Origin of the sequence: Shinella zoogloeoides, assembly GCF_030733845.1 — a bacterium.
GTDB lineage: Bacteria > Pseudomonadota > Alphaproteobacteria > Rhizobiales > Rhizobiaceae > Shinella > Shinella zoogloeoides_C.
Genome location: NZ_CP132311.1, coordinates 3,242,130 through 3,267,192 on the forward strand (window position 1 = coordinate 3,242,130; position 25,063 = coordinate 3,267,192).

31 protein-coding genes and 1 tRNA gene are annotated in these 25,063 nt (G+C 64.5%); 5 read left to right on the forward strand and 27 right to left on the reverse strand.

Annotated features, from left to right (window positions below; genetic code table 11):
- Positions 1-28 precede the first annotated feature (28 nt).
- The 4 genes from Q9316_RS16885 to argH form a co-directional block, all read right to left on the reverse strand.
- The gene (locus Q9316_RS16885; RefSeq protein ID WP_306032722.1) at positions 29-2,656 is read right to left on the reverse strand and encodes a TIGR02302 family protein; all 2,628 of its coding nucleotides are present in this window, start codon (positions 2,654-2,656) and stop codon (positions 29-31) included.
- 105 nt (positions 2,657-2,761) lie between these two features.
- Positions 2,762-4,030 (reverse strand): diaminopimelate decarboxylase, encoded by a 1,269-nt coding sequence (gene lysA / locus Q9316_RS16890; RefSeq protein WP_306032723.1) that lies wholly within the window; start codon positions 4,028-4,030, stop codon positions 2,762-2,764.
- Positions 4,031-4,042: 12 nt separating this feature from the next.
- Positions 4,043-4,225: an LPS translocon maturation chaperone LptM gene (gene lptM, locus Q9316_RS16895; protein WP_306032724.1), complete on the reverse strand. Its 183-nt coding sequence runs from the start codon at positions 4,223-4,225 to the stop codon at positions 4,043-4,045.
- Positions 4,226-4,330: 105 nt separating this feature from the next.
- Positions 4,331-5,734 carry an argininosuccinate lyase gene (gene argH, locus Q9316_RS16900; RefSeq protein ID WP_306032725.1) on the reverse strand — a complete coding sequence of 468 codons (1,404 nt, stop codon included), beginning with the start codon at positions 5,732-5,734 and terminating at the stop codon, positions 4,331-4,333.
- 35 nt (positions 5,735-5,769) lie between these two features.
- Here argH and tlpA point away from each other — a divergent pair, with 35 nt between their 5' ends.
- Positions 5,770-6,444 (forward strand): thiol:disulfide interchange protein TlpA, encoded by a 675-nt coding sequence (gene tlpA, locus Q9316_RS16905; RefSeq protein WP_306032726.1) that lies wholly within the window; start codon positions 5,770-5,772, stop codon positions 6,442-6,444.
- A 3-nt stretch (positions 6,445-6,447) separates the two neighbouring features.
- Here tlpA and Q9316_RS16910 read toward each other — a convergent pair whose 3' ends face one another.
- From Q9316_RS16910 to Q9316_RS16960, 11 genes are all read right to left on the reverse strand, one after another.
- Positions 6,448-7,470, reverse strand: a complete 1,023-nt coding sequence (locus tag Q9316_RS16910; RefSeq protein ID WP_306032727.1) for a sulfate/molybdate ABC transporter ATP-binding protein — start codon at positions 7,468-7,470, stop codon at positions 6,448-6,450.
- Positions 7,467-8,363: a sulfate ABC transporter permease subunit CysW gene (gene cysW / locus Q9316_RS16915; protein WP_306032728.1), complete on the reverse strand. Its 897-nt coding sequence runs from the start codon at positions 8,361-8,363 to the stop codon at positions 7,467-7,469. Before cysW ends, Q9316_RS16910 begins: the two co-directional genes overlap by 4 nt.
- Positions 8,364-8,365: 2 nt before the next feature.
- The gene (gene cysT / locus Q9316_RS16920; RefSeq protein WP_306032729.1) at positions 8,366-9,187 is read right to left on the reverse strand and encodes a sulfate ABC transporter permease subunit CysT; all 822 of its coding nucleotides are present in this window, start codon (positions 9,185-9,187) and stop codon (positions 8,366-8,368) included.
- A 128-nt stretch (positions 9,188-9,315) separates the two neighbouring features.
- Positions 9,316-10,299 carry a thiosulfate ABC transporter substrate-binding protein CysP gene (gene cysP, locus Q9316_RS16925; protein ID WP_306032730.1) on the reverse strand — a complete coding sequence of 328 codons (984 nt, stop codon included), beginning with the start codon at positions 10,297-10,299 and terminating at the stop codon, positions 9,316-9,318.
- Between the two features lie 139 nt (positions 10,300-10,438).
- On the reverse strand, positions 10,439-11,314 hold the full coding sequence (locus Q9316_RS16930) for a 3-hydroxybutyryl-CoA dehydrogenase (RefSeq protein ID WP_306032731.1): 876 nt from the start codon (positions 11,312-11,314) through the stop codon (positions 10,439-10,441).
- Positions 11,315-11,460: 146 nt separating this feature from the next.
- Positions 11,461-12,390: an electron transfer flavoprotein subunit alpha/FixB family protein gene (locus tag Q9316_RS16935; RefSeq protein WP_306032732.1), complete on the reverse strand. Its 930-nt coding sequence runs from the start codon at positions 12,388-12,390 to the stop codon at positions 11,461-11,463.
- A gap of 23 nt (positions 12,391-12,413) precedes the next feature.
- Positions 12,414-13,163, reverse strand: coding sequence for an electron transfer flavoprotein subunit beta/FixA family protein (locus Q9316_RS16940; RefSeq protein WP_306032733.1), 750 nt, complete (start codon positions 13,161-13,163; stop codon positions 12,414-12,416).
- A gap of 186 nt (positions 13,164-13,349) precedes the next feature.
- Entirely contained in the window at positions 13,350-14,135 is a 786-nt protein-coding gene (locus Q9316_RS16945; protein WP_306032734.1) for a rhomboid family intramembrane serine protease, read from the reverse strand.
- A 43-nt stretch (positions 14,136-14,178) separates the two neighbouring features.
- On the reverse strand, positions 14,179-14,757 hold the full coding sequence (locus Q9316_RS16950; RefSeq protein ID WP_306032735.1) for a cob(I)yrinic acid a,c-diamide adenosyltransferase: 579 nt from the start codon (positions 14,755-14,757) through the stop codon (positions 14,179-14,181).
- The gene (locus Q9316_RS16955) at positions 14,757-14,957 is read right to left on the reverse strand and encodes a twin transmembrane helix small protein (protein WP_306032736.1); all 201 of its coding nucleotides are present in this window, start codon (positions 14,955-14,957) and stop codon (positions 14,757-14,759) included. Before Q9316_RS16955 ends, Q9316_RS16950 begins: the two co-directional genes overlap by 1 nt.
- A 100-nt stretch (positions 14,958-15,057) precedes the next feature.
- The gene (locus Q9316_RS16960; RefSeq protein WP_306032737.1) at positions 15,058-15,906 is read right to left on the reverse strand and encodes an SDR family oxidoreductase; all 849 of its coding nucleotides are present in this window, start codon (positions 15,904-15,906) and stop codon (positions 15,058-15,060) included.
- Between the two features lie 101 nt (positions 15,907-16,007).
- Between Q9316_RS16960 and Q9316_RS16965 the strand changes: the two genes are divergently transcribed.
- Complete coding sequence (locus Q9316_RS16965) at positions 16,008-16,949, forward strand: YihY/virulence factor BrkB family protein (protein WP_306032738.1); 942 nt, start codon at positions 16,008-16,010, stop codon at positions 16,947-16,949.
- Here the strand turns inward: Q9316_RS16965 and gluQRS are convergent.
- Entirely contained in the window at positions 16,896-17,804 is a 909-nt protein-coding gene (gene gluQRS, locus Q9316_RS16970; RefSeq protein WP_371877931.1) for a tRNA glutamyl-Q(34) synthetase GluQRS, read from the reverse strand. The genes Q9316_RS16965 and gluQRS overlap by 54 nt on opposite strands.
- Before the next feature lie 127 nt (positions 17,805-17,931).
- Here gluQRS and Q9316_RS16975 point away from each other — a divergent pair, with 127 nt between their 5' ends.
- Both Q9316_RS16975 and Q9316_RS16980 read left to right on the forward strand, forming a co-directional pair.
- Complete coding sequence (locus Q9316_RS16975; protein WP_306032740.1) at positions 17,932-18,582, forward strand: DNA-3-methyladenine glycosylase family protein; 651 nt, start codon at positions 17,932-17,934, stop codon at positions 18,580-18,582.
- Between the two features lie 104 nt (positions 18,583-18,686).
- A complete protein-coding gene (locus Q9316_RS16980) occupies positions 18,687-19,244 on the forward strand; it encodes an HNH endonuclease (protein WP_306032741.1) in 558 nt (185 codons plus the stop codon).
- A 66-nt stretch (positions 19,245-19,310) separates the two neighbouring features.
- Here the strand turns inward: Q9316_RS16980 and Q9316_RS16985 are convergent, their stop codons facing one another.
- The gene (locus Q9316_RS16985; RefSeq protein WP_306035343.1) at positions 19,311-19,817 is read right to left on the reverse strand and encodes a disulfide bond formation protein B; all 507 of its coding nucleotides are present in this window, start codon (positions 19,815-19,817) and stop codon (positions 19,311-19,313) included.
- 166 nt (positions 19,818-19,983) lie between these two features.
- On the opposite strand from Q9316_RS16985, the gene Q9316_RS16990 reads away from it, so the two are divergent.
- Positions 19,984-20,068 (forward strand) — tRNA-Leu (locus tag Q9316_RS16990).
- Between the two features lie 68 nt (positions 20,069-20,136).
- Here Q9316_RS16990 and Q9316_RS16995 read toward each other — a convergent pair.
- From Q9316_RS16995 to dnaN, 10 genes are all read right to left on the reverse strand, one after another.
- Positions 20,137-21,258 carry a tyrosine-type recombinase/integrase gene (locus tag Q9316_RS16995; RefSeq protein ID WP_306032742.1) on the reverse strand — a complete coding sequence of 374 codons (1,122 nt, stop codon included), beginning with the start codon at positions 21,256-21,258 and terminating at the stop codon, positions 20,137-20,139.
- Positions 21,258-21,386: a hypothetical protein gene (locus Q9316_RS25710; RefSeq protein WP_371877932.1), complete on the reverse strand. Its 129-nt coding sequence runs from the start codon at positions 21,384-21,386 to the stop codon at positions 21,258-21,260. The genes Q9316_RS16995 and Q9316_RS25710 overlap by 1 nt, the downstream gene beginning before the upstream one ends.
- A 143-nt stretch (positions 21,387-21,529) precedes the next feature.
- Positions 21,530-22,057, reverse strand: a complete 528-nt coding sequence (locus Q9316_RS17005; RefSeq protein ID WP_306032744.1) for a hypothetical protein — start codon at positions 22,055-22,057, stop codon at positions 21,530-21,532.
- A complete protein-coding gene (locus Q9316_RS17010) occupies positions 22,054-22,359 on the reverse strand; it encodes a hypothetical protein (RefSeq protein WP_306032745.1) in 306 nt (101 codons plus the stop codon). The genes Q9316_RS17005 and Q9316_RS17010 overlap by 4 nt, the downstream gene beginning before the upstream one ends.
- Positions 22,352-22,501: a hypothetical protein gene (locus tag Q9316_RS17015; RefSeq protein ID WP_306032746.1), complete on the reverse strand. Its 150-nt coding sequence runs from the start codon at positions 22,499-22,501 to the stop codon at positions 22,352-22,354. The genes Q9316_RS17010 and Q9316_RS17015 overlap by 8 nt, the downstream gene beginning before the upstream one ends.
- Positions 22,494-22,793 carry a hypothetical protein gene (locus tag Q9316_RS17020; protein ID WP_306032747.1) on the reverse strand — a complete coding sequence of 100 codons (300 nt, stop codon included), beginning with the start codon at positions 22,791-22,793 and terminating at the stop codon, positions 22,494-22,496. Before Q9316_RS17020 ends, Q9316_RS17015 begins: the two co-directional genes overlap by 8 nt.
- A 3-nt stretch (positions 22,794-22,796) precedes the next feature.
- Positions 22,797-23,078, reverse strand: coding sequence for a hypothetical protein (locus Q9316_RS17025; RefSeq protein WP_306032748.1), 282 nt, complete (start codon positions 23,076-23,078; stop codon positions 22,797-22,799).
- Positions 23,071-23,283: a hypothetical protein gene (locus Q9316_RS17030; RefSeq protein WP_306032749.1), complete on the reverse strand. Its 213-nt coding sequence runs from the start codon at positions 23,281-23,283 to the stop codon at positions 23,071-23,073. The genes Q9316_RS17025 and Q9316_RS17030 overlap by 8 nt, the downstream gene beginning before the upstream one ends.
- Positions 23,284-23,447: 164 nt before the next feature.
- Positions 23,448-23,813, reverse strand: coding sequence for a hypothetical protein (locus Q9316_RS17035; protein ID WP_306032750.1), 366 nt, complete (start codon positions 23,811-23,813; stop codon positions 23,448-23,450).
- A 4-nt stretch (positions 23,814-23,817) separates the two neighbouring features.
- Positions 23,818-24,981, reverse strand: coding sequence for a DNA polymerase III subunit beta (dnaN, locus tag Q9316_RS17040; protein WP_306032751.1), 1,164 nt, complete (start codon positions 24,979-24,981; stop codon positions 23,818-23,820).
- Positions 24,982-25,063 lie beyond the last annotated feature (82 nt).

Sequence of the window (25,063 nt, forward strand, 5' to 3'; positions counted from 1 at the left end):
CCGATCAGCGCACTTTGAGGAAACGGCTTTAACGGATGCCGAGCAGCCGCTCCAGGTAATCCCGCTCGAAGCCGGGCGCGGCGCCCGTGCCGAGCCGGCGGCGGATCTCGTCGAGGATTTCGCGCGCCCGCTGGATGTCGATCTCTTCCGGGATTTTGGTCGGCCCGCCGAAATCGGGGCCCTGTCCGTTGACGTTGCGCTCGCGGCCGAGCGGATCGCGACCGTTGCGGCCCGCCTGCGGCATGCCCTCGCCAGGCCCCTGGCCCTGGCCCATCGCCTGCATCTGGCTCATCATGTTCTGCGCGCCCTGGCGCAGCGCTTCCAGCGCGCGGCCCTGGCTGCCGACGGCCGATTCGCCCTGCCCTTCGCCGAGCGCTTCCGAGGCGCCCTTCATCTCGCGGCCGGCCTGGCCGAAGCCTTCGCCGGGCTCCAGTCCCATGCCCTTCAGGGCTTCCTGCAGCTCGCCGAGCTGCTTGCCGAGCGCATCCTGCTGCTCCTGAAGCTTCTTCAACGCGTCGCGAAGCTGCTCGGCGGTCATCTGGTCGGTCGGCTGCTGGCCCGCGCCATCGTCGCCGGGCTGCTGCTCCCCGCCCTCTTCGCCTTCCTCGCCCGGCATCGGATCGCCGCGCTGCTGGCGATCGCGCAGGGCCTGGTCGAACTGGAAGGTCTGCTCCATCAGTTGCTGCTGCTTCTGCATCAGCTCGCCGAGCTTGTCCATCTGCTGGCGCATGGCATCGTTCTGCTGGCCCTGCTGCCCTTGCTGCGGGCGGCCGGCCTGCAGGTTGTTCATCATGCGCTGGAGTTCCGACAGCATCTGCTGCGCCTGGTCACGCGCACCGGACCGCGCCAGATTCTCGATCTGGTCCATCATGCGCTGCAAATCCTGCTGGCGCAGGATCTGGCCCTGCTGCTGGGCGTTCTGCTGCATCTGGCCGTTCTTGGCGGCCTGCCGGGCAAGCTCTTCCATATAGGCCTGCATCGCCTCGCGCAGCTCCTTCATCAGCTGCGCGATCTCCTCGTCGGAGGCATTGCGCTCCAGCGCCTCGGAAAGCGCCTTCTGCGCCTCGCGCAGGCGGCGGTCGGCGAGCGACAGGTTGCCGTCCTCGATGCCGAGCGCGATTTCCCAGAGATAATCCGCCGTCTCGCGCATCTGGTCGTCGGTGCGGGCAAGTTTCATGCGCGCGTTCGCCGACTGGAGCAGCAGGAAATGCGTGAGATTGGGGATCGTCTCTTCCGGCCGGATGGTCAGCGCCTCGTTGAGCGCGATCGCATGGGGAAGTTGATTGGCGTCAAGCGCGAAGACCTGCCGCTGGTCGGCGACGGCGGCGGCGAGCGGCTCGAAGAAGGCCTTGGCCGGCAGGATCATCTCGACCGGCTGGCTGCGCCCCTCCTGCCCCGCCGCGTCCGTGGCGACGAGCGTGATCTTCACGCGCTTGCCGGAAAGCGGGTGTTCGGAAAGGTTGCGGCTCGTCGTGCCCTTGGCGTCGCGCGCCGCACGGCGCGGCAGGTCCAGCCGGTATTCGGGCAGCGGATAGAGCGGGCGCGCATCCTTCGGCTGATCGACCGGCACGATCTCCGCATGGGCCTCCTGGAGGCCGTAGTCATCCTTGGCGATGAAGCTGATCTCCAGCGCCGAGGCCACCGTCCTCTTCGGAATGCCGTCGAAAGCGATTTCCGGTACGCGGTCCGGAATGACCGAGAGGGCCCAGTTGCGGCCGTCGACCGTCAGCGTGCCGTCCTTCACGATCTTGTAGCGCATCGTCCTCGCGTCACCGACGGCCGCGGCCGGCACCTTCGCTTCCGTCTTCGACGCGCCCGCCTTCTCGTCCTTCGGCTTTTCCTCCTCGGGGCGGATGACGGTCGCCGCGGCCTCGCCGGCCGCCTGGTAGTTCACCTGCTCGTCGCCGCTGCCGCCGGTCACGCGCACGGTGAGCTCGCTGAATTGCGGAATACGGATCTCGCTCTTCGCCGCCTCGGCCGGCTGTCCCTGCCCGTTGCCGGTGAGGAAGACGGGCGCGCGCGACGTGTGCGCCGGCGGCGTGACCCAGGCGTCGATGCGCACGTCCGGCGCCGCCTCTGCGGGGGTGCGCAAGGAAACGACGTCGGCCAGCATGCCGGCGCGGTTGGAATAGGAGAAGGCAAAGGCGATGGCGAGGAGCAGCACCGGAACGGCGCGCAGCGCATGGCGGTCGTGGCGGGCGATATCCGGCTCCGGCGCGCCCGTGCGCAGCGAACCGATCATGCGCGCCATGCGGGCCTGGTGCTCACGCCACAGCGCCTCACCAAAGGCATCGCCGCCTGCCGGCCTGTCGTCCTGCACGCGGATCGCCTGATGCGTCAGCGCATTGCGCGCTTCCAGCATGCGATCGGCCCTGTCGAGGGACGGCCAGTCCACGCCGCGTAGGCGCAGGATGAGCCCGACGAGACCGAGCGCAAAGGCGGCGAGAGTCGCGATATGCAGCCAGAAAGGCACATGGCGGAAATAGCCGAACCATGTCAGCGCCAGGAAACCGGCGACCAGCAGGAGGACCGGAAGCAGGCGCGGCGCGAGCGCTTCCAGATAAAGGATGGCCCGGGCGGCAAGGCGTTTGCCCGCAAGCCGGCGTGCCAGCGGATTGCCGGTCGCCTTCGTCTCGCGCTGCCTTTCAGTCGCCATCGTTCACCATTCTCCGCCGCTGGTCGTCACCGCCAAAAGATAACATGCTTTGTGGCGAAGACGAGGGCACGCGCAAAATCGTGAACGGCTTTGCCCCTTCGCGGCTCAGGCAAGCCAGTCCGGCAGGGAGTCGAGGCCGATCAGGTCGTCATAGGAAGGTCGCGGCCGGATGACGTGGAACTGCGAGCCGTTCACCAGCACTTCCGGGATGAGCAGGCGGCTGTTGTAGGTGCCGGCCTGCACCGCGCCGTAAGCACCGGCCGAACCGACGGCGATCAGGTCACCGGGCTTGGGTTGCGCCATTTCACGGTCCTGCGCCAGATAGTCGCCCGTCTCGCAGACCGGGCCGACGACATCGGCGCGAATGCGCGGCGCGTTCGCCGCGGAGATGACGACCGGCTGGACCTCGTGCCAGGCCTCGTAGAGCGTCGGGCGGATGAGATCGTTCATCGCCGCGTCGACGATGACGAAGGTCTTCTCCCCACCGTCCTTCACATAGATGACCTCTGTGACGAGGATGCCGGCATTGCCGACGATCAGACGGCCGGGTTCGGTGACGATCTTGCAGCCGAGCCCCTTGAGCTGGTTCTTGACGATCTCCGCATAGGCATCCGGCAGCGGGGGCGGCGCATTGTCCATCTTGTAGGGAATGCCGAGACCGCCGCCGACATCGACGTGATCGATCGTATGGCCATCGGCCCGCAGCGTCTCCACGAGTTCGCGCAGCAGCCGGAAGGCATCGTCGAAGGGCTGCAGCTCGGTGATCTGGCTGCCGATATGCATGTCGATGCCGGTCACCTTTATGCCCGGCAGGCTCGCGGCGCGGGCATAGACGGCGCGCGCGCGCTCCCAGGAGATGCCGAACTTGTTTTCCTTCTTGCCCGTCGAGATTTTCGCATGGGTGCGGGCATCGACGTCGGGATTGATGCGGAACGAGACATGCGCGATCTTGCCGGCCTTGACGGCGCGGGCGTTCAGGATTTCGAGTTCCGGCTCGGATTCGACATTGAAGCAGTAGATGCCGGCTTCGAGCCCCAGGTCCATCTCGCGCGGCGTCTTGCCGACGCCGGAGAACATGATGCGCGAAGCGGGAACGCCGGCGGCAAGCGCCCGGCGCAATTCGCCTTCCGAGACCACGTCGATACCGGCGCCGAGGCGGGCGAGCGTCTTCAGCACCGCCTGGTTGGAATTCGCCTTCATGGCGTAGCAGACCAGCGCATCCACGCCGTCGAACGCCTTGGAGAACACCTTGTAGTGCCGTTCCAGCGTGGCCGTCGAATAGCAGTAGAAGGGCGTACCGACCGCCTTGGCGATCTCCGGAACCGGTACATCCTCCGCATGGAGGATGCCGTCACGATGCTCGAAATGGTTCACGAGTGCTGTCCGTTAGAGAAGCGGGTCGAGGAGGAAGGGCTTGTCGTCGACCTGCTCGACCTTCTTGCCGTTGATGGTCTTGTAGACCGGCTGGACGCCCGGCCGTTCCAGATCGCCCTTGCGCCCGCAGGCAGTCAGAACCGCTGCGGAAAGGCAAAGCACGAGAGCCAGCCTGCCGATGTCGATGCGTGTCATGAAGCGTTCCCTGGAAATGCCGGTGGTCGAGTGGGCACCATCCTTAGCGAATTCACCCGGCCTTGTGCACCCTTAATCTGGTGATGAGTCCTGCAAGCGCCTTGATCAGTTCCGCTGCCGCCACCAGGCGATCTGCCTGCGGACTTCCGAGGGCGCCGTGCCGCCATAGCTCTTGCGGCTGGCGACCGAGGCCTCGACCGTCAGCACGTTGAAGATATCGGCGGTGATGGCGGCATGGATCGCCTGCAGATCCTTAAGCGACAGGTCCGCAAGGTCGCAGCCCTTGCTTTCGGCGAGCGCCACGGCGCGGCCGGTGACGTGGTGCGCATCGCGGAAGGGAAGGCCCGCCTCGCGCACCAGCCAGTCGGCAAGGTCCGTCGCGGTGGAGTAGCCCGAACCGGCGGCCGCCTTCATGCGGTCCGTGCGGATCGTCATGTCACGCACCATGCCGGTCATCGCGGCGATGGCGAGCTCCAGGCTCTCGGCGGCGTCGAAGACCTGTTCCTTGTCTTCCTGCATGTCCTTGGAATAGGCGAGCGGCAGGCCCTTCATGACGGTGAGCAGTGCGATCAGCGAGCCGTTGATGCGGCCGGTCTTGGCGCGCACCAGCTCGGCCGCGTCCGGGTTTTTCTTCTGCGGCATGATGGAAGAGCCGGTGGAGAAGGCATCGGACAGGCGGATGAAGCCGAACTGCGGCGTCGACCAGATGACGATTTCTTCCGCAAGGCGCGACAGATGGACCGACGCGATCGCGGCGATCGACAGGAATTCAAGCGCGAAGTCGCGGTCCGAGACCGTATCGATGGAGTTGCGCGTCGGCTCGCGGAAGCCCAGCGCCTTCGCCGTCATGTGGCGGTCGATGGCATAGCCGGTGCCGGCGAGCGCGGCCGCGCCGATCGGGCTCTCGTCGAGATGCTCGATGGCATGGCGCACGCGCTGGCGGTCGCGGCCGAACATTTCCACATAGGCCATGCAATGATGGCCGAAGGTCACGGGCTGGGCGGTCTGGAGATGGGTGAAGCCGGGCATGACGGTCTCGGCATGCTCTTCCGCACGGTCGAGGAAAGCGGCGATCAGGCCCGTCAGCGTCTTCTCGGTCTTCTGCAGTTCCTCCTTGACCCAGAGGCGGAAGTCGAGCGCCACCTGGTCGTTGCGCGAGCGGGCCGTGTGCAGGCGTCCGGCGGCGGGACCGATCAGCGTTGCCAGCCGCGCCTCGACGTTCATGTGGATGTCTTCCAGCTTGCGCGAGAACTCAAAGGCGCCGCTTTCGATCTCTGACAGGATCGTGTCGAGACCGTGAACGATCTTTTCCTTATCGTCCGCCGAAATGATGCCCTGGTGGGCGAGCATCTCTGCATGCGCCTTTGAGCCGCGGATGTCCTGGGCATAAAGCTTCTTGTCGAAGCCGATGGAGGCATTTATCTCCTCCATGATCGCATCCGGGCCCGAGGCGAAGCGGCCGCCCCACATCTGGTTCGAGGATTTCGTCTCGGAAGTGCCGTCGCTCATCGGTGCCTGCCCTGGAAAGTATCCTGGAGAATGAAATGTCAGTGAAGAAGAAAATCGGCCTGCCCGCAACCAAGCTGATCGCCATCGCGGGGCTTGCCGGACTTCTCGCCGGTGGTGCAGCGATATACGTGAAGGAAAGCCTGTCTGGCAATGGCGTGGTCGCCTCCGCCGATCCCGCCGCCTGCGCCGCAGCCGCCGCCAGGGCGGAGGCCATCACGCCCTTCTCCAAGGGGCAGGTCGCCGCCATGCGGACCGTCGACGAGCACCGTCCCCTGCCCGACCTCGTCTTCGACGGCCCCGACGGCAAGAAGAAGACGATCGCCGATTTTGCCGGCAAGACGCTGCTGGTCAATCTCTGGGCAACCTGGTGCGTGCCCTGCCGCGAGGAAATGCCGGCGCTCAACGCGCTGGAAAAGGACCTCGGCAGCGACAGGTTCGAGGTGGTGGCGATCAACATCGACACCGGTGACGACGAGAAGCCGAAAACCTTCCTCGACGAAACGAAGGTTCATGATCTCGCCTATTATCGAGACGCCTCGATGGGCGTCTTCAACACGCTGAAGAAGGAAGGCCTCGCCTTCGGCCTTCCGGTGACGCTGCTGATGGACGACAAGGGCTGCCTGATCTCCGCGATGAACGGCCCCGCCGCCTGGGACAGCGAGGATGCCAAGGCCCTGATCAACGCCGCGCTGGCAGCCCCGAAAAGCTGACTTTCACGCCGCAGCATAGACGCGCGGGCGGCGGATGCCGATGAAGCCGGCATCCCCCTTGCGATGCGGGAATTCCGGCGCGGTGTCGAACTCCACCGGCTGGCCGCTGCCGGTCATCGCGAGCACGCGGCGCGAATCCGGCCGGTCGATGACGCGCACTATCTTGGCGGCGATGCCATGCCCATCCTCGCGCCAGGTGACATCCGTCGGACGGAAGAGGATCTGGCCGCTGCCGTCGGCAACGCCGTCCGCCTCGAAGGCCACGTCCTCGACATAGGCCTTGCCGCCGCGGATATCCGCGTCGAGTCGGTTGGCGTCGCCGAGGAAATTCATCACGAAGGCATCGGCCGGCGTGCGGCAGACCGCTTCGGGCGTGCCCTCCTGCACGATCTTCCCCTTGTTGAGGATGACGACCCGGTCGGCGAGGTCCAGCGCCTCCTCCTGGTCGTGCGTCACGAAGAGCGTGGTGATGCCAAGCTCGTCATGGATCTTGCGCAGCCAGCGGCGCAGGTCCCGCCGCACATTGGCATCGAGCGCGCCGAACGGTTCGTCGAGCAGCAGCACGCGCGGGTCGACGGCGAGCGCCCGGGCCAGTGCCACGCGCTGGCGCTGGCCACCGGAGATCTGGCCGGGGAAGCGATCCGCGAGGCCGCCGAGCTGCACGAGGTCGAGCAGTTCCCTGACGCGCTCGGCGATCGCCTGCGGCGAGCGCTTCACCTTCGAGACCTTCATGCCGAAGGCGATGTTCTCGCCCACCGTCATGTGCGGGAAAAGCGCATAATGCTGGAAGACGAAGCCGACGCCGCGCTCGCGAACGGGAATGTCGGTGGCGTTCTCCTCGCCGAAATAGATCGCCCCGCCATCGGCATATTCGAGGCCGGCAACCATGCGCAGGATCGTCGTCTTGCCGGAGCCGGACGGGCCGAGCAGCGCGACCAGCTCGCCGCTCTCGATCTCCAGCGACACGCCGTGCACGGCGCGAAAGGTCTGAAACTCCTTGACCACGTTGTCGAGGCGGATCTTCACGGTTTTACCTCCGGGGTGATGCTGTCTGCGCCCGAGAGGGCGGAAGGACGCTGGACGCGGCCCGCGCCCTGCCGCTCGAGCGCCACCTTGGCGATGAGCGTGACGATGGCAAGGCCGGCGAGAATGGATGCGGCGGCAAAGGAGCCGGCCGCGTTGTAGTCGTGGTAGAGCAATTCGATATGCAGCGGCAGCGTGTTCGTCTGGCCGCGGATATTGCCCGAGACGACCGAGACGGCGCCGAACTCGCCCATCACGCGCGAATTGCACAGCACCACGCCGTAGAGCAGCGCCCATTTGATGTTCGGCAGCGTAACCGAGAGGAAGGTGCGCCAGCCGCTCGCGCCGAGCGACGTCGCCGCTTCCTCCAGATCGCGGCCCTGCGCCTGCATGAGCGGGATCAGCTCGCGCGCCACGAAGGGCGCCGTCACGAACATGCTGGCCAGCACGATGCCCGGCAGTGCGAAGAGGATTTTTATCTCCGCCGATTGCAGCGCCGGGCCGAACAAGCCCTGCAGGCCGTAGACGAAGAGATAGGAGACGCCCGCGACGATGGGCGAGACGGAGAAGGGCAGCTCGATGACGACGGTCAGCAGCCGCTTGCCGCGGAAATCGTGCTTGGTGATCGCCCAGGCCGCCGCCACGCCGAACACTGTATTGATCGGCACGGCGATGAGCGCGGTGATGACCGTCAGCAGGATGGCATGGCGCGTATCCGGATCGGCGATGGATTCGGCGAAATAGCCGACGCCGCGCGAAAAGGCCTCGACGGCGATAACGATGAGCGGCGCGACGATCATCAGCCCGACGAGCACGAGGACGACTGCCAGCAGGCTGCGGCGGAAGAGCGTGTTGTCGCCGACGCGCGGCGGCTTTCCCTTGCCATGGTGCGCCATGATCAGCCCCTCGCCGTATAGCGCAGGGCGCGGGCCTGCATCAGGTTGGTGACTGCGAGCATCACGAAGGCCGTCAGCAGCATGACCGAGGCGATCGCGGCGGAGGCCGGATAGTCGTATTCCTCGAGCCGAATGAAGGCGAGGAGCGCGGTGATCTCCGTCGAGAACGGCTGGTTGCCGGCGATGAAGATGATGGCGCCGAACTCGCCGAGGCTGCGCGCGAAGGAGAGCGACACGCCGGCCAGAAGCGCCGGCGTCAGAAGCGGCAGGATGACGCCGACGAAGATGGAGAGGTCGCTGGCGCCGAGCGTCTGCCCCGCTTCCTCCAGCGCCGGATCGAGCTCTTCCAGCACCGGCTGCACCGTGCGCACGATGAAGGGAATGCTGGTGAAGCTCATGGCGACGATGATGCCGAGCGGCGTATAGGCGACCTTGATGCCGAGAAGCGACAGCGGCCCGCCGAACCAGCCGTTGGTGGCGAAGAGCGTCGTAAGCGCGATGCCCGCGACCGCCGTCGGCAGCGCGAAGGGCAGGTCCACCAGCGCGTCGACGAGGCGACGGCCGGGGAAGCGGTAGCGCACCAGCACCCAGGCAAGCGACAGGCCGAAGAACAGGTTGAAGACGGTGGCGGCCAGCGCACAGAGCACCGTCACGCGGTAGCTGGCAAAGGCGCGTTCGGACGAGATGATGCGCCAATAGTCTTCCGGCCCCAGGCTCGCCGCCTTGAAAATGAGCGCGGCCAGCGGCAGCACCACGATGATGGCCACGTAGACGAGGGTTATGCCGAGCGCGAGCGGCAATCCGGGCAGTACACGCCGTCTCAACGGGCGTTCCTTTCTCAAGCAATTCCAGGAAAAGTGCGCGGCGGCGTTCCATCCGGAATGGCGCGATACTTTTCATGTCACGACCGGCGGGCTTTCACCCGCCGGTCGTCAGAAACGAAATGGATGGATCAGCGGCTGCCGTAGATCTTGTCCAGCGTGCCGCCTTCGGAGAAGTGCTCCTCGGAGACCTTCTTCCAGCCGCCGAAGACGTCGTCGACGTTCACGAGGCGGATTTCCGGGAACTGGTCCTTGAACTCGGCGGCAACCTTCTCGTCGAGGACGCGGTGGCCGAATTCGGCGGCAATCTTCTGGCCCTCGGGCGCATAAAGGAAGTCGAGATAGGACTTGGCGAGGTCACGGCTGCCGTGAGCGTCGGCCACCTTGTCGACCACGGCGACCGGGAATTCCGCGAGCAGCGAGACGGAGGGAACGACGCCCTCGAACTTGTCCGCGCCATACTGCTTGGCGATCGACTTGGTCTCCGCCTCGAAGGTGATGATGACGTCGCCAATCTCGCGCTCGACGAAGGTGGTCGTCGCCGCACGGCCGCCGGTGTCGAAGACCGGCACGTTGTCGAAGATCTTGGTGACGAATTCCTCGACCTTCAACGGATCGTTCTTGAAGGCTTCCTTGGCGTAGGCCGTCGCGGCGAGATAGGTGTAGCGCGCATTGCCCGAGGTCTTGGGGTTCGGGAAGATGACCTTCACGTCGTCGCGGGCAAGATCGGACCAGTCCTTGATGTTCTTCGGGTTGCCGGCGCGAACGAGGAAGGACGGGAAGGAGTAGAAGGGCGAAGCGTTGTTCGGGAACTTCTTCTGCCAGTCCTCCGCGACGAAACCGTTCTTCACCAGGAAGTCGATGTCCGTCACCTGGTTGAAGGTCACGACATCGGCCTCCAGGCCCTCGACGATGGCGCGCGCCTGCTTGGAGGTGCCGGCATGCGACTGATCAACGGTGACGCCCGGATGCGCCTTCACGAAGGCTTCGTTCTCGGCCGCGAAAAGCTCGCGCGCCACGTCATAGGAGGCGTTCAGCAGCTTGTCGGCGGCCTGCGCGGAAAGCGGAGCGGCAAGGCCGAGGAGAGCCACGCCGAGAAGGAGCAAACGTTTCATTTGGAAACCCCAATGCGAGAAGAATTGGGGCAGACAATAGCGGCCGGCCAAACGCTATCCGAGGCATGGCCTGTCATAGCTCTTATGACAGGCGAAACATTTTTCCCTGAAAGGCAGGCTTGGCGGATTCTTCCGCCGGTCAGCGGGTCGGAACCGGCACGTCACCGCGATAGTCGTAGAAGCCGCGGCCGGACTTGCGGCCGAGCCAGCCGGCCTCGACATATTTCACCAGCAGCGGGCACGGACGATACTTGGAATCCGCCAGCCCGTCATGCAGCACCTGCATGATCGAAAGGCAGGTATCAAGGCCGATGAAGTCAGCAAGCTGGAGCGGACCCATCGGATGGTTCGCGCCGAGCTTCATGGCCGTGTCGATGGCTTCCACAGAGCCGACGCCCTCGTAGAGCGTGTAGATCGCCTCGTTGATCATCGGCAGCAGGATGCGGTTGACGATGAAGGCCGGGAAGTCCTCGGCGACGGTGATCGTCTTGTCGAGGCGGCCGACGAATTCCTTGGCGGCGGAGAAGGTCTCTTCCTCGGTGGCGATGCCGCGCACCAGCTCGACCAGCTTCATGACCGGAACGGGGTTCATGAAGTGGATGCCCATGAAACGCTCCGGCCGGTCGGTGGCCGAGGCGAGACGGGTGATCGACAGCGAGGACGTGTTGGTGGCGAGCATCGCCTCCGGCTTCAGCACGGAACAGACCTGGCCGTAGATCTTGCGCTTGACGGTCTCGTCCTCGGTGGCCGCCTCGATGACGAGATCGGCATCGGAAAGATCGTTGATGTCGGCGGAGCCCTTGATCAGAGCGAGCGCCTTCTTGCGCTCCTCGTCGGACATCTTGCCGGACGAGACCTGGCGGGCGAGGTTGCCGTTGATCGTGGCAAGGCCGGCCTCGATGCGCTCGGGCGACAGGTCGTAGATATGGACCTTGTATCCGGCCATGGCCGCGACATGCGCGATCCCGCACCCCATCTGGCCTGCACCTACAATACCGACGTTCTTGATGATCATCGCGCCAATCGCCCCGTCATGTCAGCCCGCACCCATTGCGTGGGCAAAAAAACACCGGGCCGGTCAGGCCGGCCCGGTGAAGTGATAAAGGCACGCGACGCATATTTCCAGTGAAATCATCGTCGCAAAGTTGGACCGGGGTCGGCTCAGAGCGCCTTCTGCAGCTCCGGCAGGATATCGAAGAGATCGCCGACGAGGCCGTAGTCCGCGACCTGGAAGATCGGGGCTTCCTCGTCCTTGTTGATCGCCACGATGACCTTCGAGTCCTTCATACCGGCAAGGTGCTGGATCGCGCCGGAAATACCGCAGGCGATGTAGAGCTGCGGCGCGACCACCTTGCCCGTCTGGCCGACCTGCCAGTCGTTCGGGGCATAGCCGGCATCGACCGCCGCGCGCGAGGCGCCGACGGCCGCACCGAGCTTGTCGGCGACCGGAAGGATCACCTCCTGGAACTTTTCCGACGAACCCAGCGCCCGGCCGCCCGAGATAATGATCTTGGCCGACGTCAGTTCCGGACGGTCGGAGGAGGACAGCGCGTCCTTGACGTGGGTCGAGAGGCCGGGGTTCGCGGCGGCCGAGACGGTCTCGATGGCCGCGCTGCCGCCTTCAGGGGCTGCCGTGAAGGACGCCGTGCGCACGGTGATCACCTTCTTGGCGTCGGTGGACTGCACCGTCTGGATGGCATTGCCCGCATAGATCGGACGCTTGAACGTGTCGGCCGAGACGACCTCGACGATCTCCGAGACCTGCGCGACATCGAGCAGCGCTGCCACGCGCGGCAAGACGTTCTTGCCGACCGAGGTGGCGGCCGAGACGATGGCGTCGTAGTTGCCGGCGAGCGACACGATGAGCGCCGCCAGCGGTTCGGCGAGGTTGTTGGCAAGGCTCGCATCGTCGGCGACGAGCACCTTGGTCACGCCCGAGAGCTTTGCCGCCTGCTCGGCAGTCGCCTTGGCATTGCTGCCGGCGACGAGCACATGCACGTCCGAACCGATCTTCGATGCCGCCGTCAGCGCTTTCGCCGTCTGGTCGGAAAGGTGGGCATTGTCGTGATCTGCCAGAAGAAGAATGGCCATGGTTGTGTTCTCCCTTTCCTGCCTTACAGCACGCCGGCTTCGTTCTTGAGCTTGTCGACAAGCTCTGCGACGCTCTTGACCTTGACGCCTGCCTTGCGGCCCGACGGTTCCTCGGTCTTCAGCACCTTCAGGCGCGGGCTCGTGTCGACGCCGAAGTCGGCGGGCGTCTTCTTGTCGAGCGGCTTCTTCTTCGCCTTCATGATGTTCGGCAGCGAGGCATAGCGCGGCTCGTTGAGGCGAAGGTCGGTGGTGACCACGGCCGGAAGCTTGACCTCGATGGTCTGCAGGCCACCGTCGACCTCGCGCGTGACCTCGGCCTTGCCGTCGCCGATCTCGACCTTCGAGGCGAACGTCGCCTGCGCCCAGCCGAGCAGCGCCGACAGCATCTGGCCGGTCTGGTTGGAATCGTCGTCGATCGCCTGTTTGCCGACGATGACGAGGCCGGGAGCCTCAGCCTCGGTGACGCCCTTGAGGATCTTGGCGACGGCGAGCGGCTCGACGGCGTCTTCCGTCTCGACCAGAACGGCGCGGTCGGCGCCCATGGCGAGCGCCGTGCGCAGCGTCTCCTCGGCCTTGGCCGGGCCGATCGACACCACGACCACTTCCTCCGCCTTGCCGGCTTCCTTCAGGCGCAACGCCTCTTCCACCGAGATCTCGTCGAACGGGTTCATCGACATCTTGACGTTCGCAAGCTCGACACCAGAGCCGTCGGACTTCACGCGGATCTTAACGTTGTAATCAACGACCCGCTTTACAGGGACCAGGATTTTCATGGCTTCCTTCCTTCAAATGCCCGCGAGGGAAAATGCGCCTTTCAGGGGCGCCCTGATTGTCGGTTGGCGACATCGATACGCGTTTTTTCCCCAAACACAATGCATCACGGACCCTCCCCACGTGAAAACGAAAGGCTTATAAATTACCTTTACGTTCACGTCAATTTGTTCGTTTGCAGTGCGCGGTCACCGCCCCCAGTGGGTGGGCGGAACGGACGAGTGAGCGGCGGCCTCCTCGGCCGGCACCGGCGTCGCCTCCACATGCCGCACGGCCTTCGGCGTCACGATGGTCCGGTCGAACAGCGGCACGCCCCGCCGGCGCAGCACGAGGACGAGCACGGCTCCCGCCACGATGCCCCCGACATGGGCGCCCCAGGACACGCCGCTGTCGCCATCGACCAGCAGCATGTAGAATTGCTGGGCGATCCAGAAGGCGAGCGGAATGACCGCCGGCAGCGGCAAGGGAATGCGGAAGAACACCAGCACCCAGACACGCACCTTCGGATGCAGCAAGAAGTAAGCCGCCACAACCCCGGAAATCGCCCCCGACGCGCCGATCAGCGGCGCCTCCGAATCGGGCTGCACGAGACCGTGGACGAGAGCGCCGGCGGCCGCGCAGGCAAGGTAGAAGAGCAGGAAGCGGAAATGGCCGAGCGCATCCTCGACATTGTCGCCGAACACCCAGAGGAACAGCATGTTGGAGGCGAGATGCATCAAATCGCCGTGCAGGAAGGCGTAGGTGAGGTAAGTCGCATTCTCAGGCACCAGGACCAGGCTCGGCTCCAGGTCGGCGAAGTCGAAGACGACCGCGGGGATATAGCCGAGGCCGACCACCGTCGCATCGGAAAAGGACTGCGTCGCCGCAAGCCCCGTCACCAGCCAGACGACGACGTTGATCGCGATCAGGCTGATCGTGACATATTGGACCTTGATGTATTTTAGGGAATTCGTGTCATGCAGCGGTATGAACATGGGTCCCCTTCCCCGGCCGGCATTTTTCTGGCTCGGTACGAGCTTACCTGTTCTGCCCCGGAACCCACAATATGTCCGTGCGCCCCTTGTCGTTCACCCAGCGTGCGGCGACGAAGAGGAAATCGGAAAGGCGGTTGATATAGGCGACGGACACCGCCGACACCGTTTCGCCCTCGCTGTCCTGCAGGGCGACGATGCGCCGCTCGGCCCGGCGCGCCACGGTGCGCGCCAGATGCAGCGCCGCCGCCGCGGGCGTGCCGCCCGGCAGCACGAAGGAGCGCAACGGCTCGAGGTCGGCGTTGAGCTGGTCGATTTCCTGTTCCAGCCGGTCCACCTGCGCCTGCACGATGCGCAGCGGCTCGTAGTCGAGCTTGCGGCCCGTCTCCGGCGCAGCAAGATCGGCGCCGAGGTCGAACAGGTCGTTCTGGATGCGCACCAGCATGCGGTCCAGCGCCGGATGATCGGTAAGATGCTGGCGCACGAGGCCGATGCAGGAATTCGCCTCGTCGACCTCGCCGTAGGACACGACGCGCAGGTCGTGCTTCTTGCGGCGCGGCCCGGCGACGAGGCCCGTCGTGCCGTTGTCGCCGGTGCGGGTGTAGATCTTGTTGAGCTTGACCATCAGCCGCGCCCCCCGCCCGTGACCCAGAGGGTCAGCATGATGAGGATGATGGCGATCGCCTGCAGGAGCACGCGAAGCTGCATCAGCTTGTTGGACGTGTTGCCGCTGCCGCCCTTGGCCATGTTGACGAGACCGCGCACGAGCACGATGGCGACGAGGCCCATGACGAGCAGGGTCATGAAGGTGAGGAAGGAAGACATGCCCACGATCCGGTTTGATTTCTGTCAGCCCTATTCAAATAGGGTTTTCCGCGCAAAGTGCACGCGTTTTCGCAGAGAAAACCTGCGACGCCGCGCCGCGTCAGCCGAGCTTGCCGATCAGCCGGTAGAAGAACGCCGCCGGCAGCAGCTTCTTCAGAAGCACGCCCTGCTTGGCCGGCGAGGTCACGACGTAATGCGGCCGCGGCGACTTTGCCGTCAGCGCATGGCGCAGGACGTCGTGCACCGCATCCGGCCCGAGCTTGCCGCGCGCCGGCTTGCCCTCGCCGCGCAGCCGCCGAAGCTGCCTGCGGTATTCGGCGGCATGAACCGAATTCTCGACATCGATATGTTTCTCGATCTGGATAAGCGCGTTGGCGGTGAAGCGTGATTCGATCGGCCCCGGCTCGATGAGGCTGACATGCACCCCGGAACCGGCAAGCTCCATGCGCAGGGTGAGCGACAGGCCTTCTAGCGCAAATTTCGAGGCATTGTAGGCGCCGCGCCAGCGATAGGGCACGAGGCCGAGGATCGACGAGCACTGCACGATACGGCCGTGGCCCTGCCAGCGCATGACCGGGATCACTCGCCGCGTCAGGTCATGCCAGCCGATGACGTTCGTTTCCAGCTGGAGGCGCAAAGCCTCCACCGGAAGGTCCTCCACGGCACCGGCCTGGCCATAGGCGCCGTTGTTGAAGAGCGCGTCGAGCCGGCCGCCCGTGCGCGCCAGCACGGCCTCGACGAGCGCCGCGATCGTCTCCGGCTTCGTATAGTCCATCAGGAACGCCTCGATGCCGTCAGTGTCGAGCGGTGCCAGGTCCTCCTCGCGCCGCACGGTGGCGAAGACCCGCCAGCCCTCCGCCTTCAGCGCACGGGCGCAATGGGCGCCGATGCCGGAGGAGCAGCCGGTGACGATGATGCTCGGCTGCGGTGTCGTGCTTGGAGAAGACATGGCGGTTTCCTGTACAAATCTGCATCCGTTTCCCATATTCACCAGCGTGAGACAATGAGAGTCGGCCGGCGACGGCCGCACAAAGGAAACGAGCAGCGCCGATGCCGACCGCCATCCGCCTTGTCTACAAGGTCGTCTTCGATGCGATCTGGCATTTTTCCGAGGACGACGGCTGGGCAATGGCAAGCCATGTCGCCCTTTCGACGCTCCTCGCGATCTTTCCCTTCCTCATCTTCGGCACGGCGCTCGGCTCCTTTCTCGGCGCGGACCAGTTCGCCGAGACCGCCGTGCACCTCATCTTCGACACCTGGCCGGAATCGATCGCCGCCCCGATCTCCCGCGAAGTCGTCGCGGTCCTGACGATCCCGCGCGGCGGCTTGCTGACGCTCTCGGTGCTTGCCGCCGCTTATTTCGCCTCCAACGGCGTGGAGGCGCTGCGCATCTCGCTCAACCGCGCCTACCGGGTGGCCGAGACGCGCTACTGGTACGTGACGCGCCTCGCCAGCCTCGGCTTCGTCATTGCCGGGGTCCTGGCACTTGCCGTCATCAGCATCGTGCTCGTCGCCGCGCCGCTGGCCGTGCGCGCCACCGGCGACTGGCTGCCCTGGCTGAACTATCTCTATTCCTGGGTGGAAAGCTGGGGTCTCTTCGGCACCGTGCTCGTGCTTCTGATCGGCCTCCTGATCGCCCATCTCTGGCTGCCGGCCGGGCGCCGCAAGATCGCCGACGTGCTGCCCGGCATCCTGCTGACGCTGCTCTTCTGGGGCATCGGCGCCTATGCCTTCGCCTCGTATCTCGCGACCTTCGCCAACTACGTCTCGACCTATGCGGGCCTCGCCTCGATCATGATCGCCCTGGTCTTCCTCTACATCGTCGGGGCGATCTTCATCATCGGCGCCGAGATCAACGCCGCCCTGATGAAGTTCCGGGTGAAGCACCTCATCCTCGACCGGGTGCGAGGCGTGAAGAAGCCGCCGATGGAGGAAGCCTCAATGGAGGACGAAGCCATAGCCCGCGAGCAGGGCGCGAATGCCGGCAGGTGAGACGCCCTTTTCCCGATAGGCGGCAATCCCGGTATCTTCGTTGCTCTTCGAGAGCTTTCGCCCATCCGGCCCCGGCACGAGCCCGTGATGGTGATAGGCCGGCGCGGGCAGGCCGAGCAGGCTTTGCAGGAGGCGATGCACGGCCGTCGCGTGAAAGAGATCCTGCCCCCGCACCACGTGGGTAATGCCCTGCACCGCATCGTCGAGCACGACGGCAAGATGATAGCTCGCCGGCGCATCCGGCCGGGAGAGCATGACGTCGCCCCACCGCTCCGGCCGCGCCGCGACGAGACCCGTCTCGCCCTCCGGCCCTTGGCCCGCCTCCGACCAGTCGAGCGCCGCCGGCGCGAGCGCCCGCGCCTTGTCCATGTCGAGCCGCCAGGCATGCTGCCGGCCCGCCGCGATCCGGGCGAGCGCCTCCCCCCGGTCGAGCGCCCTTTCCTCCGTCGGATAAAGCGGCGCGCCGTCCGGGTCACGCGGCCAGATGCCACCCGCCGCCTCATGCGCTGTGACCCGCGACTTCACCTCGCCGCGGCTGAGGAACCCCGGATACAGCACCCCCATCGCCTTCAACCGTTCCAGCGCCTCACCGTAGAAGGCGAGGTGCTCCGACTGGCGGCGCACCGGTTTCTCCCAATCGAGCCCCAGCCAGCCGAGATCGCGGTAGATCGCCGCCTCGAATTCCGGGCGCGATCGCGCCGGGTCGATGTCCTCGATACGCAGGAGGAAGCGGCCACCGCAGGCGGCTGCGAGATCTTGGTTCAGGAGTGCCGAAAGCGCATGGCCGAGATGCAGGAGGCCGTTCGGGCTCGGCGCAAAACGAAAGACGCGATGTTTTGACAAAGGACTTGGCATGAGGTCTTCTGGCATGAAGAGGCGTGTCGCGTCACACTTTTTTGATTTGTCGCATGTTGTCACCGCAAAACCGCTGCACACTTTCGCGCAACATGCTCCAGCGCAAGGGCCGCTCGGAAAAATGCAATTGCACATGATCAGGACGGATGCGGATGTCGCCGCGGGTCTCGTCGATCTCGCGCTGCTCGACGCGCGCCTTTTCACCATCATCGACAAGGCCGGACCCGTGCCGCTGCGCCGCCTCCCGCCCGGCTATCGCGGCCTTGCCGGCATCATCGTCGCGCAGATGGTGTCGCGTGCAAGCGCCGATGCGATCTGGCGGCGGCTGGAAGAGGCGGCCGGCGACATCACCCCTCATCACATCCTCGGGCTTTCCGACGAGGCCTGCCGGACCATCGGCCTGTCGCGTGCCAAGGCCGAAACGCTGCGCCGAGCCGCCGAGGCCGTCGACCGCGGCGAACTCGACCTCGACGCCATATGCCATATGGAGGCCTCGGCCGCAGCGCACCGGCTGACCGCGATCAAGGGCATCGGCCGCTGGACGGCGGATGTCTACCTGCTCTTCTGCGCCGGCCATCCTGATATCTTTCCCTCCGGCGATATCGCGCTGCAAAATGCCGTCGCCCACGCGTTCGGTCTCGCCGTGCGGCCGAGCCCGCAGGAACTCGACCGGATCGCGACGAACTGGTCTCCCTGGCGCGGCGTGTCGGCGCGGCTGTTCTGGGCCTATTATTCGCGCGAGATGCGCCGCGAGGCGGCGCCGGTGCTCGAAGGCTGAGCCTTGCGAAATACCTTGTTTTCGCTTTTCCTTTCCCGCTTCACAATGCTGTAACAACGGGCCTAATATAGAAGGGCAGATGCCGAATCGATCAGGAGAAGCCCTTGACGATTTCTGTTTCACCACAGGCCCTGCCAGCCCTTGTATTGAATGCTGACTACAGGCCGCTGAGTTATTATCCCTTGTCGCTCTGGTCCTGGCAGGACGCGATCAAGGCCGTGTTTCTTGACCGCGTAAACATCATCGCCGAATACGATCATTCGGTCTCGTCCCCGAGCTTCACGATGCGCCTGCCGAGCGTCGTATGCCTGAAAACCTACGTGCAGCCTTCGCGCCATCCGGCCTTCACCCGGTTCAACGTGTTCCTGCGCGACAAGTTCGAATGCCAGTACTGCGGCTCGCCCCACGACCTGACCTTCGACCATGTCACCCCGCGCGCCCATGGCGGCGAGACGACCTGGTGCAATGTGGTTGCGGCGTGCTCCCCGTGCAATTTGAGAAAAGGCAGCAAGCTGCCCAAGCAGGCGGGCATGTTCCCGCATCAGAAGCCCTACCAGCCGACGGTTCAGGATCTGCACAACAACGGGCGACTGTTTCCACCCAACTATCTGCATGAAAGCTGGATGGACTATCTCTACTGGGACGTCGAACTGCAGCCCTGAAGCCTGCCGCGCAAAGCCGGGAGAGGCTTTTGCGGCGACGGCATGCGCCTCAGCCCCGCTGCGGCATCAGGCTTTCGCGGACCGCACGCCCGCAAAGGCGATCGCGGCGAGGATGAGGCTTGCGATCACATTCCAGCCGGCGAAGGAAAGCCCCAGCAGGCGGAAGGACGCTTCCGTGCAGGACGGGCCGTGCTTGGAATTGAGATCGGACAGCAGGTCGCCCGCGTTCTGGGTGACGCCCTGTGCCGAAGTCGCGCAGGTCGCCGGCCCTTCCCAGAAGCCCCATTCGACACCGGCGTGATAGACGCCCATGCCGGCCCCGACGAGCATCATGATCCCGGCGATGGCAAGCAGCAGCCGCGTCAGCCAGGCCGGTCCGCCGAAAAGGGCGGAAAGCAGGGCCGCCACCGCGACCGGAATGCCGTAGTAATAGGGATCGCGCTGCAACAGGCAGAGCGCGCAGGGAATGTAGCCGCCGACATGCTCGAAGGCGAGCGCGCCGCCCACGGTCGCCGCCATGCCGAGCGAAAGCAGGCCAGCATAGGTCTTGCGGGAAAGGGATGCCGTCATCAGGATCGTCCAATCGGGCCGGCGGACATGCCGGCGAAACGGCGCCGAGTTCTATCAGGTGCGCCCGCATTGTAAATGCACCGCACGGATAAGTGATCCTCCGCCCGCCCCGATTTGCCAGTTGCCGCCCGCAAGCGCATCGTGTAAACGGCGATGGCTGCAGTGCCGTGCCCCATTGGCGGAACTGGTAGACGCGCTCGACTCAAAATCGAGTTCCGAAAGGAGTGCTGGTTCGATTCCGGCATGGGGCACCAGCAGCTATTTTCATCATTGTTTTTCCTTCACTTTCTGGCTTTCAGTGTCCAGCAAAATTGAAGCAGTGCTATTTCTGGACACTTTTGTTCTCGGTTTCGCCTTCTGAGACATTGTCGCCTTCAGGCTTATGAAGCAGGGTCATCGCGCTCTTGGCGAGTCGTTTTTGCTCCGCCGCCTTGGTGTACCGCGTCACTTCCTTCGATGTGGAATGACCTGTCACGGACATGATCTGGTGCTCTGTCGCGCCGTTATTTGCCAAGCGGGTTGCTGCAACCTTTCGTAGGCCGTGGGCGCTGCAATGTGGCAGGCCCGCTTCATTGCACCGGCGGCGGAAATACGTGCCAAAACCGTTGGCGGTGAAAGGCTTTCCGAATTCTGTCACGAGGAAGCTCAGGTCGCCGCACTTCGTGGCATCGATGATCTTTTGGAGTTCCGGGTGGATGGGGATTACGAGCCGGACAGGTTTGCGGTTCCGGTTCTTCTGCTGCGTGAAGTGCAATGCTCCGTTCGACAGGTGCTGCCTGCCGAGTAGCACTGCGTCGCTTCGGCGCTGGCTCGTATACAGCATGATTGCCATCGCGAGGCGGGCTTTGGTCCCGATCGGGTGCCGTGCCTCGTATTGAGCGACCTCCTCCTCGGTCCAGGTGTGTACGCCATCCGTTTCCGACCGGAAGTATGCAACGTCCCGTGCCGGATTTGCTGTGAGGTGCTCCACACCCGGAGCCGTCGCCCACTTGAAAACCGCTCGCAGCGCCTTCACCCGGCCGTTTCCTGCCTCGGGGAGGTCAGCCTTGCGGTCGCGCAATACGCGCACCGCCTTGGCACCAAAGCTTCCCAGCGGGATATCCTCGAAGAGCTTGTCGCCTCCTGGCTTGGTAGGCTCCGCCCACATGTGTTCTATGATCTGCTTGCGGACGAGCTGGGTGCGCTTGTCGAGCTTCTTGTAGTCGGCCGATTGAAAGTATAGTTCGCAAAGCCAGCGCAGCGAGCCCTTTGTCGAGAGCTTCGGGCCGCCCTTGCCATCGACCATGACGCCGTTGAGGGCGTCATAGTAGGCCGCATTGAACTCGTCGCTCCCTGGGAGGCCTGGGAGGCGAACTTTAGGCTGGCCCTTCCTGCGAAAATAGAAGCGCAGGACGCCGTCGGTCTTATCTTCGACCACGTACTTTTTCGAGAACTTTCGCGGCATCAGAGCTCCACATCCCATTCGCCTGCGCCAGCATCGTCGGTGGTTCCGCCGGGCAGCTTGTCGAACGCTCGATCAAGCGCGAGGCGATCCCATACCGTGCGCGAATTCATGCGCTTGGGCGCCGGCATTCTGCCATCGCCGATCATTTCGTCAAACAGGGATGGTGACACGCCGATGTAAGCCGCGGCCTGAGCGCGGTTTAGACCGCGAGCGACCGGGAGGGGGCAAGGGGCGAAGTGCTCTCGCGGAGCCGCCTTGGTGCTCTCCGTCCTCATCGCGGATTCCTTTCATGCCAGGACCTGAATTCATCGCAGAGTGAGAACCAACGCTGCCGCGCCATCTCGTCCGTGTCGAGCTGCGCGCGCGAATCAACCTTGATCATCGTGCGCACGCGATTAGCGACGCGCTCGCGGTCAGAGGTGTCCACGTTGTGGCAGACGCTCAGAAATCTCAGGAAGTCGGCGTCGTTGCACATTCGGCCGCAGGCCTGCGCGACGGTTTGGATCTTCTTCTTCGTTGGTGCGGGAACGTCTTCTCGGGGGATGCGGCGCAGAGCCTCGTGGAGCAGAACCCAGACCGCGTTCAGGTAAACGGGGGCCTTCAGCATCATGCGCCGATCATCATAAGGGCAATCGGCCAGAATGTGCGCGATCGGCTCTACCTCACCGTTAAACCGATTGGGGATGCATATCTCGGCAATACCTTCGCGCAGATTATAGCTCTCGCTCCATTCCGGGCTGGCCAGCGGAAGCAAGCTCTTGATCTCGGGGTATAGTGCTTTGGCCTGGTCGAGGTTCACGGCTTCTCGACCCCTGCCGGTTCGTTGGCGTCAGGATCCCTGAAGGTGATCCGCTGCAAGGTCGCTTCGACAGCCGCGCGAAAATTGTCCGGGTTCGGGGTGCCGCCATCTGAGAGGACGCCGCACCCCGCAACCATCCATGCCGTTTCGACGAGGATGTTGGCGACGATCGATGCGGCTTCCTTGGCGGATTGGCCGGCGCTGATGAATTCGTTCGCCTGGTTAAAAGCGACCTCTTGGAAGGACTGCGCGAGCGTGGGCATCAACGCGCGCGACTTCTCGGTGGCGTCGAAATCAGCCATGGTCGGTGTCCTTTTGTTCGGATCGGAAGGCGCCTCCTAGCAGGCGGCCGGCGTGATACGGCCAGCCGAGGGAGAACCAGAACCGCCCGGTGCACTCATACAAACCGCTGAAAACAGCGGCGTAGATGAACGCTTCAATCATCGGCAGCGTCCTCCGCTGGGTCTTTGGTGGGCGTCCCGACGGTGGTCAGCTTAAAGAAATCGTCGGCCGCTACGACGGCGTGGCCTAGGCACTCGGCAAGCGTTGCCACAGTCTGCGCGACCGGCGAGCGGGAATAGGTTTGGGACAGATGGACTGCGGCGGTCAGAAGCATCATGACGCCCTCGGCCGGGTCCTGCCCGGTCTGTTCGCAAATCGCGCGGGTGACAGCCTCGATCGCAAGGATGCGGTCTTTCGGGTCGGCGGATACCTTGCCGTTGATGATGATCTCCATCACTCACCGCCCTTTTGCTGCTCTGGCGTCGCGCATGGACTGGCGGTAACCGCAGTCCCAACCGTTCAGCCAGATCGTTTCCATGAGGGCTGACACGCCCCATTCAGCCGCGCGCTGGCGCAGGTCGGCCGGCATTTGGCGATAGGCCTCGGCGATGATAGCCTGCTTCTCGGCGGCCACCTTTTCGGCGCGCAAAGCGTCCTGCGCTTCGTCGTTGGCATCTTGGAAAATGCCGAGCTTCGCCAACAGCGGGCGCTCGAACAGGGATTTGCTCTGGTCACCCATTGGTGTCGTCTTTCAGGAAATAGCACTTGGCGCTGGCGTCGTAGCGCATGAGGTGCGGGTGCAGTTTCTGAACCTTGCCGAAGTCGCTGGACGCCACCTGCTGGGTGACGCCGAATTTCTTGCTGACGTGGCTGCGGTTGATGAAGCCGAATATCTCGATGCTCTCGATGATCCAGCCGATGCGGAGTTGTTCGAAATACCGCATCACTCGCCACCCTTCGTGCCTGTGGAGGTGTGCCAGGTCTTGTTAATGAATCCGATCAGCGCGGCGGCATCTTCCATCGCCCAGGTTGGACCGAAGACTGCGGCGCACGCCCTGTCCTGATGCTTAGCTGCGGACCACGGCAGATTAGACTGGTCCCAGCCGCTCTACGCCGACAGGGCCGATGCCGTATCGCGCGGCACATCGGCAACCGCATCGACGACGAGCCGCAGGCAGGACGACGGGAAGACGTGGACGAACTCGCCGTAGCCGCCTTCGACGCGCATCGCGACCTGGTAGAGCCGATAGCCATCACCATCAAGATCCTCGCTTATGCCGACGATGCGGCCGGGACCGCCATAGCGGCCGCCGACCTTCTGGACGCGATCGCCGAGCACAAAATCGGGCGTATTGCGAAGTGATCCGAGCGAGATGTTCTGTGCGTCGCGTTCGCGCCGCCGGCCCTCTTCGATACCGGCGCGGAAGGCACCGCTTTGCCGGCGATGACGTTCTGCTGCGTGTTTGCCGTTCATCTTGTTACTCCGCGACAAATCTGGGCCGCATGGCGGACAGGAGGTAAAGTTCGGGAGTACCGTCGAGCGGACGCATGACGATGGCTGTCGTCTCGTCGGTGAGGCTGATTTCGATGTCGACGGACTGGATGCCGGAGAGTGTTTTCTCCAGGCGCGGCGCCGAATGCGCGACGATAAAGCCGTCCGGAGCGTTGATCTCTCCCTGCACGACGTCCGAGGCGAAGCCGCCCTCGGCGGTCAGCATGTCGATGTGCAGGCCATCCGACGCGACCTTCAGGCGGATGCCGTCGTTCTTGGCGTCGTCTACCATCGCCGCGACACGCTTGACGCCGGAGGCCAACGCCTCGCGCGGCACGATGATGGTCTGCTCCGTGCGCGCCGGAATGACACGCTCATACATCGGATAGGTTCCGTCGATCAGTTTCGACTGAATCTCGACGCCGTCATAGGCGACAGCGATTTTTGCCGCGCTGACCGCGATGCGGGCGCCATGCTTGGCGCCGTCCAGCAGCTTGCGGATCGGATCGGCACCCATCGGCGGCAGGATGATGTGCGGATAGGAATTCTCCACCTCGGGAAACGCCACGGCGCCGGAGCCGGGCATCTTGACCTGCACGAGGTAGTGCCCGTCGGTGGCCGCGACGATCATTCCGTCGCCGGATTCGGTTCCGTGCAGGCAGAAACCGCACAGATATGCGCGATCATCGGCCTTGTTCACGGCGTAGGCCGCTTTCTTCAGGGCCTCAGCCAGCTTAGCGCCGTCAATCTCGATCCAGTCGCCATCGATCCTTCCGCCCATCTCGGGGAAGTCACCCCCAGGCAGGCAGGGGAGCGAGAACGAAGAGCGGCCCGACCGGATGCCGACCTGATCTTTCATGCGGCCGGGGCCGAATATCAGTTCGGCGCTCTCCGGCATCTCCTTGAGCACGGCAGAAAGACGGCTGACGGGTAGCGCGACGGGCGGAAAGTTGGCGCCGTCCATCATTTCGCATTCCGCCTCGATCTGGAGATCGAGATTGGTGCAGCGAAGGCGCAGCGTTGCGCCGTCCGGCTGGAGCAGGACGTGGGCAAGGATCGGAATCTTGGATTTCGTGTCGATCGCGTCGGATACGCGCGAAAGGGCAGGAAGCAGCGACGAGCGGTGAATGGTGAACCATGCGTCAGCCATCGGTGCGACGCTCCGTGCCGCAGTTGCGGGCAAGCTGGATCTCGCTGACGGGGGGGGCGGAGATTGTATCTCTGGCCCCACC

What these genes read in the sequence shown, in the direction of transcription:
- Q9316_RS16885 (WP_306032722.1), bottom strand. Translation starts at nt 2,656, where the DNA reads ATGGCGACTGAAAGGCAGCGCGAGACGAAGGCGACCGGCAATCCGCTG.
- lptM (WP_306032724.1), bottom strand. Translation starts at nt 4,225, where the DNA reads ATGACACGCATCGACATCGGCAGGCTGGCTCTCGTGCTTTGCCTTTCC.
- argH (WP_306032725.1), bottom strand. Translation starts at nt 5,734, where the DNA reads ATGAGCGACGGCACTTCCGAGACGAAATCCTCGAACCAGATGTGGGGC.
- tlpA (WP_306032726.1), top strand. Translation starts at nt 5,770, where the DNA reads ATGTCAGTGAAGAAGAAAATCGGCCTGCCCGCAACCAAGCTGATCGCC.
- cysW (WP_306032728.1), bottom strand. Translation starts at nt 8,363, where the DNA reads ATGGCGCACCATGGCAAGGGAAAGCCGCCGCGCGTCGGCGACAACACG.
- cysP (WP_306032730.1), bottom strand. Translation starts at nt 10,299, where the DNA reads ATGAAACGTTTGCTCCTTCTCGGCGTGGCTCTCCTCGGCCTTGCCGCT.
- Q9316_RS16930 (WP_306032731.1), bottom strand. Translation starts at nt 11,314, where the DNA reads ATGATCATCAAGAACGTCGGTATTGTAGGTGCAGGCCAGATGGGGTGC.
- Q9316_RS16935 (WP_306032732.1), bottom strand. Translation starts at nt 12,390, where the DNA reads ATGGCCATTCTTCTTCTGGCAGATCACGACAATGCCCACCTTTCCGAC.
- Q9316_RS16940 (WP_306032733.1), bottom strand. Translation starts at nt 13,163, where the DNA reads ATGAAAATCCTGGTCCCTGTAAAGCGGGTCGTTGATTACAACGTTAAG.
- Q9316_RS16945 (WP_306032734.1), bottom strand. Translation starts at nt 14,135, where the DNA reads ATGTTCATACCGCTGCATGACACGAATTCCCTAAAATACATCAAGGTC.
- Q9316_RS16950 (WP_306032735.1), bottom strand. Translation starts at nt 14,757, where the DNA reads ATGGTCAAGCTCAACAAGATCTACACCCGCACCGGCGACAACGGCACG.
- Q9316_RS16955 (WP_306032736.1), bottom strand. Translation starts at nt 14,957, where the DNA reads ATGTCTTCCTTCCTCACCTTCATGACCCTGCTCGTCATGGGCCTCGTC.
- Q9316_RS16960 (WP_306032737.1), bottom strand. Translation starts at nt 15,906, where the DNA reads ATGTCTTCTCCAAGCACGACACCGCAGCCGAGCATCATCGTCACCGGC.
- Q9316_RS16965 (WP_306032738.1), top strand. Translation starts at nt 16,008, where the DNA reads ATGCCGACCGCCATCCGCCTTGTCTACAAGGTCGTCTTCGATGCGATC.
- gluQRS (WP_371877931.1), bottom strand. Translation starts at nt 17,804, where the DNA reads ATGCCAAGTCCTTTGTCAAAACATCGCGTCTTTCGTTTTGCGCCGAGC.
- Q9316_RS16995 (WP_306032742.1), bottom strand. Translation starts at nt 21,258, where the DNA reads ATGCCGCGAAAGTTCTCGAAAAAGTACGTGGTCGAAGATAAGACCGAC.
- Q9316_RS25710 (WP_371877932.1), bottom strand. Translation starts at nt 21,386, where the DNA reads ATGCCGGCGCCCAAGCGCATGAATTCGCGCACGGTATGGGATCGCCTC.
- Q9316_RS17010 (WP_306032745.1), bottom strand. Translation starts at nt 22,359, where the DNA reads ATGGCTGATTTCGACGCCACCGAGAAGTCGCGCGCGTTGATGCCCACG.
- Q9316_RS17015 (WP_306032746.1), bottom strand. Translation starts at nt 22,501, where the DNA reads ATGATTGAAGCGTTCATCTACGCCGCTGTTTTCAGCGGTTTGTATGAG.
- Q9316_RS17020 (WP_306032747.1), bottom strand. Translation starts at nt 22,793, where the DNA reads ATGGAGATCATCATCAACGGCAAGGTATCCGCCGACCCGAAAGACCGC.
- Q9316_RS17025 (WP_306032748.1), bottom strand. Translation starts at nt 23,078, where the DNA reads ATGGGTGACCAGAGCAAATCCCTGTTCGAGCGCCCGCTGTTGGCGAAG.
- Q9316_RS17030 (WP_306032749.1), bottom strand. Translation starts at nt 23,283, where the DNA reads ATGCGGTATTTCGAACAACTCCGCATCGGCTGGATCATCGAGAGCATC.
- Q9316_RS17035 (WP_306032750.1), bottom strand. Translation starts at nt 23,813, where the DNA reads ATGAACGGCAAACACGCAGCAGAACGTCATCGCCGGCAAAGCGGTGCC.
- dnaN (WP_306032751.1), bottom strand. Translation starts at nt 24,981, where the DNA reads ATGGCTGACGCATGGTTCACCATTCACCGCTCGTCGCTGCTTCCTGCC.